The sequence below is a fragment of the Nocardioides pinisoli genome, assembly GCF_024199985.1.
GTDB lineage: Bacteria > Actinomycetota > Actinomycetes > Propionibacteriales > Nocardioidaceae > Nocardioides > Nocardioides pinisoli.
Genome location: NZ_JANARS010000009.1, coordinates 55,368 through 72,427, shown reverse-complemented (window position 1 = coordinate 72,427; position 17,060 = coordinate 55,368). Strand labels below are relative to the sequence as shown.

The following is a 17,060-nucleotide window of genomic DNA, read 5'->3' as shown; positions in this document are numbered from 1 at the left end:
CCATGCTCGCAGGTGCGGCCCCACCCGCACGGACGGCGTCGGGGTTGGAGCGGTCGGCGACGATCAGGGCGTGCCAGAGGGACACACCATCCACCGACTCGCCCGCCGCCACGCGCGCCTGCTGGCCGGGCAGCCCGTGTCCGCCGACAGCCCCCAGGGCCGCTTCGAGGACGGCGCCCGCCTGCTCGACGGTCGCGTGCTCGACGGGACCGACGCGTGGGGCAAGCACCTCTTCCACCGCTACGACGACCTGTGGCTGCACGTGCACCTCGGCCTCTACGGCAAGTTCCGCGACGGCACCCTCCCGGCGCCGGCCGCGCGGGGCGCCCTCCGGCTGCGGCTGGTCGGCGGCGGTCACTGGCTGGAGCTGCGGGGGCCGACCGCCTGCGAGGTGCTCACCGACGCGGAGCGCAAGGTCGTCCTGGCCCGGCTCGGTCCCGACCCGCTCCGCAGGCGACCGGACGCCGACGCGTTCGTGGCCCGTGTGCTGCGCAGCCGCGCGCCGATCGCGACCCTCCTCATGGACCAGGCGGTCGTGGCCGGCGTCGGCAACGTCTACCGCGCCGAGGTGCTGTTCCGGCAACGCCTCGACCCGCTGCGGCCCGGGCGCCTCCACGACGCGGCCGTGCTGCACGCCCTGTGGGACGACCTGGTGGTCCTGCTGCGCGCCGGCGTCCGCGCCGGACGCATCGTCACGACCAGGCCGGAGGACCGGGAGCGTCCCTCCGGCCGGCCCCGCCGGGTGGACGCGCACTACGTCTACGGGCGGGCCGGACTCCCGTGCCGGATCTGCCGGACGCCCGTCCAGGACACCCAGATCGCCGCCCGGCGCCTGTTCTGGTGCCCGGTCTGCCAGGCCTGACCCAGCGTCCTCAGACGAGCGCCAGCACCGCGGCCGGGTCCTCCACGTGCGCGTTGTGCCCGAGCCCCGGCAGCGTCACCGGGTCCGCCACGAGCTCGGCGAGCTGTCGGTGGCTGACCATCGCGTCGTGCTCGCCACGGGCCAGCACCACCGGGCACGACGCCCCGGCCAGCAGCCCCGCCATGTCGGGCACGCCGACGCCGAACGTGCGCGGGTCCTGTGCCAGCCGCCAGCCACTCCCCTCCCCCACGGCCTCGCGGTCGACGACCGCGCCGTCGACCATCGGGTCGTCGGTCGGCACGAGCCCGGCCAGGCCGGAGACCCGGAGGAACCGCTCCACCGCCGCGTCGCGGGTGTCGTACGACGTCACCGGCCGGTCGGCCATCGCGAGCGCGCGTGCGGCGTCGTCCGGCGGCCAGGACACCTTGATGCCGAGCCCGACCACGCGCGAGACCCGCTCGGGCGCCAGCACCGCCAGCTCGAGGGCGACCACGCCGCCCATCGAGTGCCCGACCACGGGCACCGGACGGTCGAACGCCTCCAGCAGGGGAAGCACCACCTCGGCGTGCGTCCCGAAGGAGTACGACGACGCCCAGGCCGCCGCGCCGTGGCCGGGCAGGTCGGGGGCGAGCGCGCCCGGCAGGTCCGTCGTACGAGCCGCGTCGAGCGCGCCGTGCCACACCGCGCCGGTGGCGCCGAGCCCGTGCAGGAGCAGCATCAGGCCCCGACGTAGGCCGCGAGGTGCTTGCCGGTCAGTGTCGGCTCCCCGGCCGCCACCATGTCCGCGGGTGGACCCTCGAAGACGACCAGGCCGCCGTCGTGTCCCGCCCCCGGGCCGAGGTCGATGATCCAGTCGGCGTGGGCCATCACGGCCTGGTGGTGCTCGATGACGATGACGGACTTGCCGCTGTCGACGAGGCGGTCGAGCAGGCCGAGGAGGTTCTGCACGTCGGCGAGGTGCAGGCCGGTGGTGGGCTCGTCGAGGATGTAGACGTCGCCCTTCTCCCCCATCTGCGTGGCCAGCTTGAGGCGCTGCCGCTCGCCGCCGGACAGCGTGGTCAGCGGCTGGCCGAGCGAGAGGTAGCCGAGGCCCACGTCGACGAGCCGCTCGAGGATCTTCACCGCGGCCGGGATCCTGGACTCGCCGTCGCTGAACAGGGCCAGGGCGTCGACGACCGACATCTCGTGCACCTCGGCGATGTCCTTGCCGCCCAGGGTGTGCTCGAGCACCTCGGCCTTGAAGCGGCGGCCCTCGCACTCCTCGCACGGCGACTCGACCGTCGCCATCGGCCCGAGCTCGGTGAAGATCACGCCGGCACCGTTGCAGGTCGGGCACGCACCCTCGGAGTTGGAGCTGAAGAGCGCGGGCTTGACGCCGTTGGCCTTGGCGAACGCCTTGCGGATCGGCTCGAGCAGGCCGGTGTAGGTCGCCGGGTTGCTGCGCCGGGACCCCTTGATCGCACCCTGGTCGATCACGATCACCTCGTCGCGCCCGGCCAGCGAGCCGTGGATGAGGGAGCTCTTGCCCGACCCGGCCACGCCGGTGACGACGGTCAGGACGCCGAGCGGCACGTCGACGTCCACGTCGCGCAGGTTGTGCGTGCTCGCGCCGCGCACCTCCATCACGCCGGTCGCCTCGCGCACCGACTCCTTGAGCGTGGCGCGGTCGTCGAGGTGCCTGCCGGTGATGGTGTCGCTCCTGCGCAGGCCGTCGACGTCGCCCTCGAAGCAGATGCTCCCGCCCGCCGCCCCGGCCGCGGGGCCGATGTCGACGACGTGGTCGGCGATGCCGATCGTCTCGGGCTTGTGCTCCACGACGAGCACGGTGTTGCCCTTGTCGCGCAGCTGCAGGAGCAGGTGGTTCATCCGCTCGATGTCGTGCGGGTGCAGCCCGATCGTCGGCTCGTCGAAGACGTAGGTGACGTCGGTGAGCGACGACCCGAGGTGGCGGATCATCTTGGTGCGCTGGGCCTCGCCGCCCGACAGGGTGCCGGCCGGCCGGTCGAGCGACAGGTAGCCCAGCCCGATCTCCGAGAACGAGTCGAGCAGGTGCTGCAGCCCCTTCAGCAACGGCGCCACCGACGGCTCGTCGAGGTCGCGCACCCAGTCGGCGAGGTCGCTGATCTGCATCTCGCAGAGGTCGGCGACCGACTTGTCGTTGATCTTCGACTTCCGCGCCTCGGGAGTCAGCCGGGTGCCGTCGCAGTCGGGGCAGGTCTGGAAGGTCACCGCCCGCTCCACGAAGCGCCGGATGTGCGGCTGCATCGCCTCGGGGTCCTTCGACAGCATCGACTTCTGGATCTGCGGGATGATCCCGTTGAAGGTCAGGTTGACGCCCTCGACCTTGATCTTGGTCGGCTCGGCCCACAGCATCGTCTCGAGCTGCTTCTTGGTGAACGCCTTGATCGGCTTGTCCATCGGCAGGCCCATGCCCTCGAACAGCCGGCCGTACCACCCGTCCATCGAGTAGCCGGGCACCGTCAGGGCACCCTCGGACAGCGACTTGTCCTCGTCGTAGAGCGCCGTCCGGTCGATGTCGTTGACCTTGCCCATGCCCTCGCAGCGCGGGCACATCCCGCCGAGGTAGACCTCCTGCTTGGCGATCCGGCGCTCGGTGCGGCCACCCTTCTCGGTGGTCATCATCCCGCTCGCCTTGCGGGTCGGCACGTTGAAGGAGTACGCCGTGGGCGGACCGACGTAGGGGTCGCCGAGGCGGCTGAAGAGGATCCGCAGCATCGCGTTGGCGTCGGTGGCGGTGCCGACCGTCGAGCGCGGGTTGGCGCCCATGCGCTCCTGGTCGACGATGATCGCCGTCGTCAGGCCCTCGAGGTGGTCGACGTCCGGGCGGGACAGGGTCGGCATGAAGCCCTGCACGAAGGCGCTGTAGGTCTCGTTGATCATCCGCTGCGACTCCGCCGCGATGGTGGCGAAGACGAGCGAGCTCTTGCCCGAGCCGGAGACGCCGGTGAAGACGGTCAGCCGTCGCTTGGGCAGCTCGACGCTGACGTTCTTGAGGTTGTTCTCCCGCGCCCCCTCGACCCGGATCAATGCGTGGTCGTCGGCTGGGTGTGTGGTCGTCATGCTGCGCATCTCCCCTGTCGTGTGACGGACCGGCCGAGCCGGGTCCGAGCCCCTCCCGTGGCAGGGGCAATCCTGCCAGTACGACGGCCCGCGCGCCGCTGTCGTGACCGGCCCCGCCCCTCGGGTGGGGTGCAGGGTTTGTCCACCGTGCCAGTGTCGTGGCATGACCACCCACGACTCCCGGACCGCGCCCGTCACAGAGATCATGGAGGAGACCGACATCGCCGTGCTGACCTACGTCTCGACCGACGGCCGACTGGTCTCCACCCCGATGGCCACCCAGGACTTCGACGACCCGGGCACCACCTGGTTCCTCACCGAGCGCAGCAGCGACAAGGTGCGGGCGATCGAGGCCGACCCGCGCGTCAACGTGTCGTACTCGAGCAAGGCCGGCTGGGTCTCGCTGACGGGCACCGCGCACGTCAGCGACGACCGGGCCAAGCTCCGCGAGCTGTGGGACGCCTCGGCCGGTGCCTTCATGTCCGGCGGCCCCGACGACCCCGACAACGTGCTGCTGCGCATCGACGGCGACACCGCGGAGTACTGGGAGTCGCCGGGCAAGGTCGCCGTCGTCGTGCAGATGGCGAAGGGGCTGCTGAGCGACGACAGGCCCGACCTCGGCGACAACGACACCGTCCAGCTCTGACCGGGAGGCCTCGTGCTCGTCGACGCCCACGGTCCCGCCACTGCCGACGAGGCGTGGCGCCGCTTCACCACGCCCGCGACGTGGTCGTCGTGGGCACCGCTGATCCGTGACGTCGAGGCCACCGCCGACGTGCTCGCCGTCGGCACGACCGGCCGCGTGCACGGCCCGGCCGGGGTGGCCGTCGACTTCGAGGTCACCCGCGTGGATCCCGTCCTGCGGTCGTGGACCTGGCGCGCCGGCCGCGGACCGGCTGCGGTGTCGATGGACCACCACGTCCTGCCCGCAGCCGGCGGCGGCAGCCGCGCGATGCTCCGCGTTCCGGCTCCCGCGGCCGCCGTGCTGCAGCCCTACCGGATCCCCGCCGCCGCTGCGCTGCGCGGACTCGTCCGCGAGCCCGGTGGCGAGGGTGCCCACGAGGCGGTCGAGTCGTTCGACTTCGCCTTCGCGCCGACCTACGTCGCCCCGGCCCGCGCCTTCGGCGTCACCCCCGCGACGACCACGGTGGAGGTCGGCCCGGACTGGCTGTTCGTGCGCTACGGCCCGTGGCGACTGGTGACGCCACGCTCCAACATCGCCTCGGCCGAGCTCACCGGCGGCTTCTCGTGGGTGAAGACCGCAGGACCCCCGCACCTGTCGTTCACCGACCGGGGTGTCTCGTTCACGACCAACGGCGACCGCGCCCTCTGCGTGACCTTCCACGAGCCCGTCCCGGCGATCGACCCGACGGGGACCATCACCCACCCCGGCGCGACCCTCGCGGTGGCCGACCCGCGCCGACTGGCCTCGGCGCTGGGCCTCGAGGTGGATGCCTGACCCCCGGCGGTCGTCGTCCGTCGTGCGGCCCACCTCCCTGGGGGACGTCATGGCTCGCGGTCGGCCGGACGACCCGCGCCCATGACGTACGCCGCTTGCGTCATGGCGGGCGGTCGGACCGACGACCACCTGTCATGACGTCGTGCGATCGTCGTCCGCGGATGGAGGTGCTGCGGGACCGAGCACGGCTAGGGTCACCGGCATGGACATGATGCGGGGGCAGCAGATCGCCGAGGCGGGCCTGACCGAGTGGCGCAAGCTGGCCCAGGGCCTGCACGCGCGCTACCTGGTCGACGACTTCGGCGCGGGCGCGCGGTTCGTCACCGCGGTGGGCGAGGCGGGCGACGCGCTCGGCCACCACCCGCGGGTCGTGATCGGGCGCGGGCACGTCGACCTCGAGCTGGTCACCGACGACGCGATCTACCGCGACGACGAGGGCACCGAGCACGTCGTCGAGTGGGTGACCCAGCAGGACGTCGACCTGGCGCGACGGATCACGCACCTCGCCGCCGACCTCGGGCTCGCCGCCGACCCCGCTGCGGTCAGCGAGGTCGAGCTCGGCCTCGACACGGCGACACCTGCGACCGTCGCGCCGGTGTGGGCGGCGCTGCTGACGGGTGACCCCGAGTCCCAGGGCCGTGGGTCACCCAGCGACGAGGTCCGCGACGCCACAGGCCGGGTCCCCAACCTGTGGTTCGACGACGCCGGCGCGGCCGACGAGGCCGGCGAGGGCGCGCCGCCGCGCCAGCGCCTCCACGTCGAGGTCTACGTGGCGGCCGAGGCCGCCGAGCAGCGGATCGCCGCCGCGGTCGCCGCAGGTGCCACCGTCGTCGACGACAGCAACGCCCCCGGCCTCACGGTGATCGCCGACCAGGACGGCAACCGCGGCGTCCTCTGCGTCGACACGTCCGCCGTGGCCGCCGACTGACCCGGGACGTCGTACGACGTCGGCGTGCCGTGTGCGGTGCCCTCAGGGCCGCGCCACCTCGAGCCCCAACCACTCCCCCAGCGCGTCGAGCTCGGCGTGCACCCGGCGGCGACGCGCGGCCGACCAGTCACCGTCCTCGTGGACGGCGTCGACGATCAGCACGCCGGCCTCGCGATCGGCCGTCGCGTCGACCTTGCCGACCAGCTCGTCGCCGTCGAGGACCGGCATCGCCCAGTAGCCCCACTGCCGCTTCGCTGCGGGCTTGTACATCTCGAGCTGGTAGTCGAAGGTGAACAGGTCCTCCATCCGCTTGCGGTCGAAGACGAGCCGGTCGAGCGGCGAGAGGATCGCCGTGCGGCCCTCGAAGTCGTCGAGGTCGGCGAGCCGGTCGGGGTCCACCCGCCACGTCCCGCGTACGCCGTCGACGCGGGCCGCCGCGCCGGTGTCGCGGACGTCGTACCGCTCGTCCCACGCCTCCAGTGCCCGCGGCCGCGCGATCCCCAGCGACCGCAGCCGCCGGGCGGCGAGCGCGTGGTGTGCCTCCTCGGCGGGCACCGCCGGGTCACCGGGGTGGACCCGCTCGGCGAGGTCCCAGCGTCGCTCGCGGCCCTCGCGCGACGCGACCGCGACCTCGCCGCGAGCCTCCATGCATTCGAGGAGCTTCATGACGTTCTTGTCGTTGGTCCACCCCGTCGAGCGCCACGGCACCTCGCAGGTGTCCGGCAGGTCGCGGGCGGCGGTCGGCCCCTCGGCCCGCAGCAGCGCGAGGATGTCGCGGCGACACCCGTCGTTGGCGGCCACCCAGTCGGCGAGGTCCTCCTGCCACTCCTTGAGCGGCGGCTCGCCGGGCCAGGCGTCCATGTCGGCGCGGTGCAGCGCGATGTCCTCGCTCGGCAGCAGCCTCGCCCGGAGCTCGACGAGGGCACCGTCACCCACGAGCTCCTCGAGGTCCTCGGGCTCGTAGGCGGCCCCGAGGCGGGTCCACAGGGCGAGGTCGGCGTGCTCGGCGACGACGCGGGTGAGGTCGACCTGGAGGAAGCCGAGGTGGCGCACCACCTCGAGCACGTCGGCGGGACGTGGCGCGGCGAGCAGCTGGGCTCGTACGGCGATGCGCCGGGCCTGCCGGGGAGCCAGGACGGGACTCGGTGGGGCGGCCATGTCGGGATCCTAGGACCGTCACCCGGTGTGTCGGGGCCACCTGGGCATGGCCCGAACGGGTCATTCCTGCCCCGTATCGGGCATTCCGGGCCGGTTCCGGCCCGTCGCCGGCGATCGGGTGCCACCGTGGACGTCATGTGGGACACCGTCGAGACCAGCTCGGTCCACCTCTCTCACGACCTGCCGTGCAGCGAGTGCGGTCACGGTCGGCACACCTACCTGCCGTGCTCCGACACGTGCGCCTGCGTCCACGGGCGCGACCGGGTGCTGAGCAACGCCTGAGACCCCGGCGGGGCCTCAGCGCTCGCGCACCGCGTCGTCCTTCGCCCGTCGCCTGACCCGGCGGCGCACCTTGGAGGCGAAGCTCTCGTGCGGCGACGGGTTGCCCGCCTCGTCGAGCTCGTAGGACTCGACCTTCGCCAGCCGCGGCCGGTCGTGGTCGTCGACCACCTCGCCGGTGACCCACCACATGCGCAGGCTCGGCCCGGCCAGACGCAGGAACGCCAGGTTGTTGTCGAACCACGGACCTTCGGCGTAGGTCCACCTCAGCGGCGCATCCGGCACCCGCGCCGACTTCGACGCCAGGCGACCCATGGGACCGGCGACGCCGTAGGAGAGCACCGCCGTCGCGAACCGCATGTTGCGCGAGAGCGGGTTGCGCATCGGTGAGCAGACGGCCTGGAGGATGGTCGAGCGCAGCACCGGGCCACCGTGGGTCGGGTGCGCCTCGCTGACATAGCTGTGGTGCACGTCGCCGGACAGGAACGTCACGGTCGACGGCGCCCGGCCGCGCTCGCCGGCGGCCACCTCCATGACCTGCCGGGCGACCTCCTGGAAGCTGGCCTGGAACGCGCCCCAGTGCTCGAGGTCGACGAGCTGGCGGAGCTTCTCCCCCATCCGGCCGCCCCGGTCGCCCCACGCGCCCTGGGCCAGCGCCTCGCTGAACGCCTCGAGGTGGTGGAGGCCGCGCGCCAGCAGGAAGGGCAGGGACGTGCCCACCAGCAGGTGGTCGACGTCGCCGTGCAGCTGCTCGTCGAGCCAGGCGGCCTCGTCGTCGTCGAGCATCGCCCGGTCGTCGGGGTCGAGCTTGCGCGCCGCGCGTGAGTCGACGACGACGAGGCGCGCCTGCATGTCGAACTCGCGGGTGTAGCTCCAGCGGTAGGTCTGCGGCTGCTGGTCGACGCGGGCCGCGAAGTCGTCGAGGAACGGTCCGAGGTCGTGCTCTGCGTCACCGCTGTGCGCCCGCACCCGGGCCCATACTTCGTCGGTGTCACGCTCGGCCGGCGACATGTTGCCGAGGTGCTGGTAGACCCAGTAGGACGCCAGGCCGGCGACGATGCGACCGTGCCACCACGACGTGGCCTCCATCTGCCGGCGCCAGTCCATCGAGGTGTTCCAGTCGTCACGGATGTCGTGGTCGTCGAAGATCATCGCGCTCGGCACGGTCGAGAGCAGCCACCGGTTGGCGGGATCGGACCAGGCGAGCTTGTAGAGGTGGGCGTACTCCTCGTAGTCCTGGAGCTCGGTCCACGGCGGCTGCTCGATGTCGCGGCGCGCCTCGATGAACTCGCGCATCGCGTCGGTGGTCTCGTCGGCGTAGACCTGGTCGCCCAGGAAGAGCATCAGGTCGGGGAGGCGGTCCGGGGCCAGGTCGGGGTCCGACGGGTCGGCGGGGTCGACCTGCCCGGCGACCCGGAGCGCCCAGGCGCGCAGGGCGTCGACGCCGTGGGTCCGGTTGCCCTTCTCGTCGTGGGAGACCGATGTGCGGCACGAGCCGAAGGCCAGGTGCAGGGGGCGTCCTGCCTCGAGCGTGGCGATGACGGGGTCCGGGAACGGTGACCCGGCCGGCGGCCACACCCGGTCTCCGTCGATCGCCACGGAGTAGGACTCCGTCGAGCCCGGCGCCAGGCCGTCGAGCTCGACGAGGGCGTAGTGGTGGTCGTGGACCACGAACGTCGACGCGCTGGCGCTCGCCGTCCCGCGGGTCACCGTCACGGTGCCGGGGGCGGCGGTCTCGACCCAGACGGCCGCCGAGGTCTCGTCGACGTAGCGCAGCAGCGGACCGAGCAGCAGCGCGTCCTCGGGCGCCGTCATGGGCGGAGAAGCACCTTGATCGCGCGACGCTCGTCCATGGCCCGGTAGCCCTCGGCCGACTCCGCCATCGGCAGCGTCAGGTCGAACACCCGGCCCGGGTCGATCGCGCCGGACAGCACCCGGTCGAGCAGGTCGGGGAGGTAGCGGCGCACGGGCGCCATGCCACCGGCGAGGCCGACGTTCTTCTGGAACATCCGGCGCACCGGCAGCTCGACACCGTGCGGGACGCCCACGAAGCCCACCGTCGACCCGGGTCGCGCGACCGTGAACGCCGTCCTCATCGCGCCGTCGGTGCCGACGCACTCGAGCACCGCGTCGGCGCCCACCCCGTCGGTCAGGTCGGCGATGCGGGCCTCGCCCTCCTTGCCGCGCTCGGCGACGACGTCGGTCGCGCCGAAGGCCCGCGCGATCTCCTGGCGGGGCTCGTGGCGCGACATCGCGATCACCCGCTCCGCACCCATCTGGGACGCCGCGAGGACGCCGCTGAGCCCGACGGCGCCGTCCCCGACCACCACCACGGTGTGGCCGGGCTGCACGCCGGCGGCGACCGCGGCGTGCCAGCCGGTGGCCATCACGTCGGTGAGGGCGAGCAGCGAGGGGACCAGGTGGTCGTCGGGCATCCCGTCGGTCGCCACGAGGCTGCCGTCGGCCTGGGTGACGCGCGCGTACTCCCCCTGCCCGCTCTGGGTCATCCCGAGGTTGACGCACGCCGACTGCACGCCCGCGCGGCAGTGCGCGCAGGTGTTGTCGCTGTGGCAGAACGGCACGATGACGAAGTCGCCCACCCGGGTCGCGGACACCTCGGAGCCGACCTCCTCGACCACGCCCACGCACTCGTGGCCGATCGTCGCTCCGGCGGTGACGTCGTTCTCGCCGCGGTAGGGCCAGAGGTCGGAGCCGCAGATGCAGCCCGCGACCACCTTGACGATCGCATCGGTGGGCTTCTCGATCCGCGGGTCGGCGACGTCCTCGAAGCGGATGTCGCCGGGCGCATGGATGGTGGTGGCACGCATGCGGCGATCCTGCCACGCATACTGACAACCTTCTCGCCCGCACGGGCGTCACCAGCAGCAGACCATCGACCACCGGGGGAACCGCCGTGACGCACCGCTCGTCAGTCCTGCTCGCAGTCCTCGCCCTCGCCGGCCCGGCGTGGCTCGTCGCCGCCGCGCCCGGCAGCGCCGCCGCCGCGCCCACCACCTGCGCCGGGAAGCCGGTCACGATCGTCGCGACGACCACGGTCACCCATGGCACCGAGGGCGACGACGTCGTCGCCATGGAGCCGGGCCAGTGGAACACCTTCGACGCCGGGGCCGGCGACGACACCGTCTGCCTCGCGGCGGGCAGGGCGGACATCAACGACCGCGACTCGCGCCCGCCGGCCGGGTTCCTGGACGCCGGGACCGGGGACGACACTGTCGTCAACCTGACCCCCTCCGACACGACGGGGATGATCTTCACCACCGTGGTCCTCGGCCTCGGCGACGACAGCTTCCAGGGCTCCGACATCGGCGAGGAGGTGTTCGCGGAGACCCGCACGGCCGACTACGACGACCCCTACGCCGTCGACCCCGCCTTCACCGGGTCGCAGACCGACGTCATCACCAGCGCGGCGACCGTGTACAGCGCCGCCCCCAATGACGGGGCCAACCAGGACCAGATCACCTTCGGGTCCGCCGACGCGAGGATGGTCATCGGCGGCACGCTCGCTCCCGAGGGCCGGGTCGACGTGTCGGCGGCCGCCTCCGCGACGCTGGAGATCCGCCGGCCCAGCGGCCTGCGCCCCTCCGCGCCGGCCGACGTGACGGTGGACAACGGGGCGCGCGCCGTGACGGTCGCCGGCGCGTCCGTCCTGACGTGGACCGGTGACTTCGACATCGTCAACCTCGGCCGCCCCCAGCTCCGTCCCGACGAGCCCGCAGTGTCGTTCACCGGGACGGACGCGTCCGAGACCGTCAACGTCACCGACCTGCCCATCGGGCGGATCAGCCTCGGGGACGGTCGCGACAAGCTCTTCGTCAACTCGCTCAACAGTCCCTACATCCCTCGCACGGCCGACGGTGGCCCCGGCCGCGACTGGTTCGTCGTCTTCGCCGTGTGCCGCTCGCTCACCGTGCGGCTCGGCGCCGGTTCGGCGTGCGACGACGTCACCGGCGACGTGTCGGACTTCAGCAGCGTCGCGGTCGCCACCGAGGTGACCGGCAGCACCGCGACCCTGAGGGGCACCGGGCGCGGCGAGCGGCTGTCCGCGCGCGGTGTCCACGTCGTCGTACGTGGTCGCGCCGGTGCGGACACGATCGTCGCCGACGGGCTCGCGTCGGCTCGGGTCCACGCAGGCACCGGAGCCGACGACGTGGTCGGCTACGCCGACGACCTCGTGGCGATGGGGCAGGGCGGACGCGATCGCATCGAGGTCGCGGCGTCCACCGACCCCCGCCCGGCGGACCGGCGCCAGCGCGTCGCACTCGGCGGCGCGGGCGACGACGTCCTGGTGGGCTCGAGAGACACGCGTCGCGAGCGCCTCGTCGGAGGCCTCGGCAAGGACCGGGCCGACGGCCGCAAGGGGCGTCGCGACTTCTGCGACGCGGAGGTCAGGCTGCGGTGCGAACGGCCCTGACGCGCCGGGAGCACCGAGACTAGCGTTATCTCATATCTGAGATACCGTTGTCGCCATGGCTGACTACAAGGGTCGCATCGGCAACCTCATCCGCGACGCCCGCAAGCACCGCGGGCTCACCCAGCACCAGCTGGCCGAGCTGCTCGGCACGAGCCAGAGCGCGATCAACCGGATCGAGAAGGGCCACCAGAACCTCTCCCTCGAGATGCTCGCCCGCATCGGCGCGGCCCTCGACTCCGAGATCGTCGCGCTCGGCGCCGGGCCCACCCACCTGCGGGTCGACGGCCCGACCACGCTGTCCGGCTCGATCGACGTCAAGACCTCCAAGAACGCCGGCGTCGCACTGCTGTGCGCCTCGCTGCTCAACAAGGGACGTACGACGCTGCGCAAGGTCGCGCGCATCGAGGAGGTCAACCGGCTCCTCGAGGTGCTCAACTCGCTGGGCGTGGCCACCCGCTGGGTGGGCGACGACAACGACCTGGAGATCATCCCGCCCGCGGACCTCAACCTGGCCGCGATCGACGAGACGGCAGCACGCCGCACCCGCTCGGTGATCATGTTCCTCGGCCCGCTGCTGCACCGCTACGACGAGTTCGACCTGCCCTACGCCGGCGGTTGCAACCTGGGCGAGCGGACGGTCGAGCCGCACATGTCGGCGCTGCGTCCCTTCGGCCTCGAGGTGAAGGCGAGCGACGGCAGCTATCACGCCAGCGTCAACCGCACCATCGAGCCGGCCCGGCCGATCGTGCTGACCGAGCGCGGCGACACGGTCACCGAGAACGCGCTGATGGCCGCCGCGCTGCACCCCGGCACCACCGTGATCCGCAACGCCTCGTCCAACTACATGGTCCAGGACCTGTGCTTCTACCTCCAGCGCCTCGGCGTGGAGGTCGAGGGCATCGGCACCACGACGCTCAAGGTCACCGGCAGGTCGTCCATCGACGTCGACGTCGACTACGCACCGGCCGAGGACCCGATCGAGGCGATGTCGCTCCTCGCGGCCGCCATCGTCACCAAGTCCTCCATCACCATCCGCCGGGTGCCCATCGAGTTCCTCGAGATCGAGCTCGCGACGCTGGAGGAGATGGGCTTCCGCTACGACCGCTCCCCCGAGTACCCCGCCCTCAACGGTGAGACCCGGCTGGTCGACATCACCACCCACCCCTCGGAGCTGCGGGCGCCGCTCGACAAGATCCACCCGATGCCGTTCCCCGGCCTCAACATCGACAACCTGCCGTTCTTCGCCGTCATCGCGGCCGTCGCAGAAGGCCAGACGCTGCTGCACGACTGGGTCTACGAGAACCGCGCGATCTACCTCACCGAGCTCAACAAGCTGGGTGCCCAGGTCAAGCTCCTCGACCCGCACCGGGTGCTGATCGAAGGTCCGACGCACTTCTCCGGCGCGGAGATCGTGTGCCCACCCGCCCTGCGCCCCGCCGTCGTGCTGCTCATCGCGATGCTCGCCTCGAAGGGCCGCAGCGTGCTGCGCTCGACGTACGTCATCCACCGCGGCTACGAGGACCTCGCCGAGCGCCTCAACGAGCTCGGCGCCAACATCGAGACCTTCCGCGACATCTGAGACGCGCAGCCGTGCGCGCTCGCGCGCACGGCGTCGCGCGGCCAGATCGAGCAGGCCCGCGCCTGAGGGACGAAGGTGCGCAAGGCCGTGTCGAGATCTCACCCACGAGGTAGGTCTCGATACGCCTCACTCGTTCCTTGCCGCTACTCGACCGGCGAGGGACCTCTCAGCCAAACAGCGTCTCCACCCAGGCCCGCGACACCTTGCCGGTCGTGGGCGGGGCGGTCATGTCGGCGGTGATGCGCGGCAGGGGCGCGGTGTGCTGACCGGCGTTGCGGTGCCAGTCGTTCTCCGCCTCGACCAGCATGCCCAGGTCGGCGCGCGCGAGGAACACCCCGTGCCCCTCGGGGCACGAGCTGACCGTCGCCTCGCCGTGGGTCCGCTGGTCCATCTCCACACCGCACCGGGGACACGTCATGCTCTCCATCCCTCGACGGTACCGCCGACCTCCATACTTCTCCCGTGGAAACTCCGCAGCGTTCCCTCCCGGCCTACCTCGACGGAGGACGCCCGCTCGCCTTCGCCCATCGCGGTGGCGCCTACCACCCCGACATCGAGGGGCTCGAGAACACGCTGGCGGCGTTCACGCACGCGGTCGAGCTCGGCTACACCTATCTCGAGACCGACGTGCACGTCACCAGTGACGGCGTGCTCCTGGCCTTCCACGACACCGTCCTGGACCGGGTGACCGACCGGACCGGCAGCCTTGCCGAGGCGACGTACGCCGAGGCGCGACAGGCCGTGATCGGCGGTCGCGAACGGGTGCCGACCCTCGCCGAGCTCTTCGACGCCTTCCCGCAGGCGCGCTTCAACATCGACCTCAAGTCGGAGGGTGCGGTCGAGGCCTTGGCCCGCTTCATCGAGGAGCGCGACGCGTGGGACCGGGTGCTGGTCGGCTCGTTCTCCGCACGCCGGATGCACGCCTTCCGGCGGCGCACCCGGGGCCGGGTGGCCACCTCGGCGCACCCCCTCGAGGTCGTCGCCTTCGTGCTCTCGCCCAGCGGCCGGCTGGCGCGCTGGCTCACCCGCGGGCAGCCGGTGGCGCTGCAGGTCCCCCACCGGCGCGGACGCCTCCTCGTGGTCTCGCGCGGGCTCGTACGACGGGCGCAGGCGGCCGGCGTGCAGGTGCACGTGTGGACGATCGACGACCCGGTCGAGATGAACGCCCTCCTCGACCGTGGTGTCGACGGCATCATGACCGATCGCACGGACATACTCAGGGACGTGCTCCGCGCCCGCGGACAATGGAACGGCCCCGTGGAGGATGAGGCATGACCGAGGTAGGTGGGATCGCCGACCTGACGCCGTTGGCGCAGGCCAAGGAGCAGCGTGCCTGGTACTTCTACGACTGGGCCAACAGCGCCTTCGCGACGACCGTCTCCGGTGTCCTGTTCGGTCCCTACCTGATCGCCATCGCCGAGGAGGCCGCGGTCGACGACCGCGTCTCGGTGCTCGGCCTGTCGATCGCCCCGGGCGCGCTGCCGGCCTACGTCATCACCTTCTCGACGCTGATCTCGGCGCTCGTCCTCCCGGTCCTCGGTGCCGTCGCGGACCGCACGGCGCGCAAGAAGGACCTCCTGGCCGGCTTCGCGTGGAGCGGCGCGTTCTTCGCGGCCCTGCTCTTCTTCATGACCGGCGACAACTGGCAGCTCGGCGCGGTGACCTTCATCCTCGCCAACCTGTGCTTCGCGGCGTCCGCGGTGGTCAACGACTCGATCCTGCCGCTCATCTCCTCGGAGTCCGACCGCGACCGCGTCTCCTCCCGCGGCTGGGCCTACGGCTACGCCGGCGGCGGCCTGCTGCTGGCCCTCAACTTCGTGCTGGTGAGCTTCCACGACACCTTCGGGCTCACCGAGGGCATGGCGGTGCGGATCTCGCTGCTCTCGGCGGCGGTGTGGTGGGCCGCCTTCACCTTCATCCCGTTCCGCGGGCTGCGCAACCATCCGCCGGCCGACGTCGAGCAGGTCGAGGGCGGGGTGCTCCAGCGGAGCTTCGGCCAGCTGTGGATCACCCTGAAGGAGCTGCGCAACTACCCCGTGGCGCTGACGTTCCTGCTGGCCTACCTCTTCTTCAACGACGGCATCCAGACCGTGATCAGCCAGGCGTCGGTCTACGGCGTCGAGGAGCTCGGCTTCGCGCAGGGCACCATGCTGGGGGTCTACCTGCTGGTGCAGTTCGTCGCGGTGGGCGGGGCGCTCCTCTTCGGCCGGATCGCAGCCACCCGGGGGGCCAAGAACACGATCCTGGGCGGCCTCGTGGTCTGGGCGGCCATCGTGACGGCCGGGCTCGTCATGCCCGAGAAGTCGTTGGTACCACTGCTCGTGCTCGGCGCCGCGATCGGTCTCGTCCTCGGCGGGACCCAGGCACTGGCCCGGTCGTACTTCTCCCTGCTGATCCCCCGCGGCAAGGAAGCAGAATTCTTCAGCTTCTACCACGCGATGGAGCGCGGCACGTCCTGGTTCGGCACCCTGGTGTTCGGCCTCGTCTACACGTTCACCGACTCCTACCGGCCGGCGATCTTCGCCCTGATCGTGTTCTTCGTCGTGGGCGGTCTTCTGCTCGCCAAGGTCGACACCGCCAAGGGCATCCGGGACGCCGGCAACGAGGTGCCGGCCGTCATCTGACCACCGGGGCCGCGGCGTCAGGTGGGGCGGCACGGCCGCAGCAGCCCACCCATCCGGGTGAAATTCGTCTCGGCTGAGCGTGGCCGACGACACCACGATCCGCGGAATTGCGCCGTCCCCGCTACCGTTGAAGATCGTACAAGTCCCGGTGCAGCCGAGCCGCGTCGCCACGAGCGGCGTCACGAACCACGATCCGGCTCGTTGCACTGGAGAACCCGAACACAACGCAACGGGTATCAGCAACCCAATGGAGGTGGGCACGGTGGCGGAGCGCACACTACGTGGCGCAAGGCTCGGCGGCCAGAGTTTCGAGGACGAGCGCGGCATCGAGTTCGCAGCTCGCCAGCAGGTCGGTTACCGGTGCAAGCAGGGCCACGAGTTCGAGGTCACGATGTCGGTCGAGGCCGACATCCCGGCAGTGTGGGAGTGCCCGCGCTGCGGCGCCGAGGCGCTGAGCACGGCGGGCATCCTCCCCGAGGAGAAGGCCGAGAAGCCTGCTCGCACGCACTGGGACATGCTCCTGGAGCGTCGCTCGGAGAAGGAGCTCGAGGACATCCTCAAGGAGCGGCTGGAGCTGCTGCGCGGCGGCGAGATCGGCCCCGCGCACCTGCACCGCGCCAACAAGAAGAAGCGCGTCAGCTGATCGGCTGAGCGAGCC

The 17,060-nt window shown here is 71.9% G+C and carries 16 protein-coding genes; 10 read left to right on the top strand and 6 right to left on the bottom strand.

Features of this window, described 5'->3' with window-relative positions:
- Positions 1-70: 70 nt before the first annotated feature.
- Positions 71-862 (top strand): Fpg/Nei family DNA glycosylase, encoded by a 792-nt coding sequence (locus NCI01_RS18425; RefSeq protein WP_254182952.1) that lies wholly within the window; start codon positions 71-73, stop codon positions 860-862.
- 10 nt (positions 863-872) lie between these two features.
- Here NCI01_RS18425 and NCI01_RS18420 read toward each other — a convergent pair whose 3' ends face one another.
- Positions 873-1,580 (bottom strand): alpha/beta fold hydrolase, encoded by a 708-nt coding sequence (locus NCI01_RS18420; RefSeq protein WP_254182951.1) that lies wholly within the window; start codon positions 1,578-1,580, stop codon positions 873-875.
- A complete protein-coding gene (locus NCI01_RS18415) occupies positions 1,580-3,943 on the bottom strand; it encodes an ATP-binding cassette domain-containing protein (protein WP_254182950.1) in 2,364 nt (787 codons plus the stop codon). Before NCI01_RS18415 ends, NCI01_RS18420 begins: the two co-directional genes overlap by 1 nt.
- Positions 3,944-4,106: 163 nt before the next feature.
- Between NCI01_RS18415 and NCI01_RS18410 the strand changes: the two genes are divergently transcribed.
- The 3 genes from NCI01_RS18410 to NCI01_RS18400 all read left to right on the top strand — a co-directional run bounded on the left by NCI01_RS18410 (position 4,107) and on the right by NCI01_RS18400 (position 6,330).
- The gene (locus NCI01_RS18410; RefSeq protein ID WP_254182949.1) at positions 4,107-4,589 is read left to right on the top strand and encodes a pyridoxamine 5'-phosphate oxidase family protein; all 483 of its coding nucleotides are present in this window, start codon (positions 4,107-4,109) and stop codon (positions 4,587-4,589) included.
- Positions 4,590-4,601: 12 nt separating this feature from the next.
- The gene (locus NCI01_RS18405; RefSeq protein ID WP_254182948.1) at positions 4,602-5,402 is read left to right on the top strand and encodes an SRPBCC family protein; all 801 of its coding nucleotides are present in this window, start codon (positions 4,602-4,604) and stop codon (positions 5,400-5,402) included.
- Positions 5,403-5,604: 202 nt separating this feature from the next.
- Positions 5,605-6,330, top strand: a complete 726-nt coding sequence (locus NCI01_RS18400) for a 4a-hydroxytetrahydrobiopterin dehydratase (RefSeq protein WP_254182947.1) — start codon at positions 5,605-5,607, stop codon at positions 6,328-6,330.
- A 42-nt stretch (positions 6,331-6,372) separates the two neighbouring features.
- Here the strand turns inward: NCI01_RS18400 and NCI01_RS18395 are convergent, their stop codons facing one another.
- Positions 6,373-7,488, bottom strand: coding sequence for a DNA glycosylase AlkZ-like family protein (locus NCI01_RS18395; protein WP_254182946.1), 1,116 nt, complete (start codon positions 7,486-7,488; stop codon positions 6,373-6,375).
- 135 nt (positions 7,489-7,623) lie between these two features.
- Here NCI01_RS18395 and NCI01_RS18390 point away from each other — a divergent pair, with 135 nt between their 5' ends.
- Positions 7,624-7,770, top strand: coding sequence for a hypothetical protein (locus NCI01_RS18390; protein WP_254182945.1), 147 nt, complete (start codon positions 7,624-7,626; stop codon positions 7,768-7,770).
- Positions 7,771-7,785: 15 nt separating this feature from the next.
- Here NCI01_RS18390 and NCI01_RS18385 read toward each other — a convergent pair whose 3' ends face one another.
- Entirely contained in the window at positions 7,786-9,582 is a 1,797-nt protein-coding gene (locus NCI01_RS18385) for an alkaline phosphatase D family protein (protein ID WP_254182944.1), read from the bottom strand.
- Complete coding sequence (locus NCI01_RS18380; protein WP_254182943.1) at positions 9,579-10,595, bottom strand: zinc-dependent alcohol dehydrogenase family protein; 1,017 nt, start codon at positions 10,593-10,595, stop codon at positions 9,579-9,581. The genes NCI01_RS18385 and NCI01_RS18380 overlap by 4 nt, the downstream gene beginning before the upstream one ends.
- A gap of 86 nt (positions 10,596-10,681) precedes the next feature.
- On the opposite strand from NCI01_RS18380, the gene NCI01_RS18375 reads away from it, so the two are divergent.
- Together NCI01_RS18375 and NCI01_RS18370 are read left to right on the top strand one after the other, a co-directional pair.
- Complete coding sequence (locus NCI01_RS18375) at positions 10,682-12,199, top strand: hypothetical protein (protein WP_254182942.1); 1,518 nt, start codon at positions 10,682-10,684, stop codon at positions 12,197-12,199.
- Positions 12,200-12,254: 55 nt separating this feature from the next.
- Positions 12,255-13,778 carry a helix-turn-helix domain-containing protein gene (locus NCI01_RS18370; protein ID WP_254182941.1) on the top strand — a complete coding sequence of 508 codons (1,524 nt, stop codon included), beginning with the start codon at positions 12,255-12,257 and terminating at the stop codon, positions 13,776-13,778.
- Positions 13,779-13,944: 166 nt separating this feature from the next.
- Here the strand turns inward: NCI01_RS18370 and NCI01_RS18365 are convergent, their stop codons facing one another.
- Positions 13,945-14,196, bottom strand: a complete 252-nt coding sequence (locus tag NCI01_RS18365) for a TFIIB-type zinc ribbon-containing protein (protein ID WP_302182292.1) — start codon at positions 14,194-14,196, stop codon at positions 13,945-13,947.
- 44 nt (positions 14,197-14,240) lie between these two features.
- On the opposite strand from NCI01_RS18365, the gene NCI01_RS18360 reads away from it, so the two are divergent.
- From NCI01_RS18360 to NCI01_RS18350, 3 genes are all read left to right on the top strand, one after another.
- Positions 14,241-15,053 carry a glycerophosphodiester phosphodiesterase family protein gene (locus NCI01_RS18360; protein WP_254182939.1) on the top strand — a complete coding sequence of 271 codons (813 nt, stop codon included), beginning with the start codon at positions 14,241-14,243 and terminating at the stop codon, positions 15,051-15,053.
- Positions 15,050-16,402: an MFS transporter gene (locus NCI01_RS18355; RefSeq protein ID WP_254182938.1), complete on the top strand. Its 1,353-nt coding sequence runs from the start codon at positions 15,050-15,052 to the stop codon at positions 16,400-16,402. Before NCI01_RS18360 ends, NCI01_RS18355 begins: the two co-directional genes overlap by 4 nt.
- 262 nt (positions 16,403-16,664) lie before the next feature.
- A complete protein-coding gene (locus NCI01_RS18350; protein WP_254182937.1) occupies positions 16,665-17,045 on the top strand; it encodes an RNA polymerase-binding protein RbpA in 381 nt (126 codons plus the stop codon).
- Positions 17,046-17,060 lie beyond the last annotated feature (15 nt).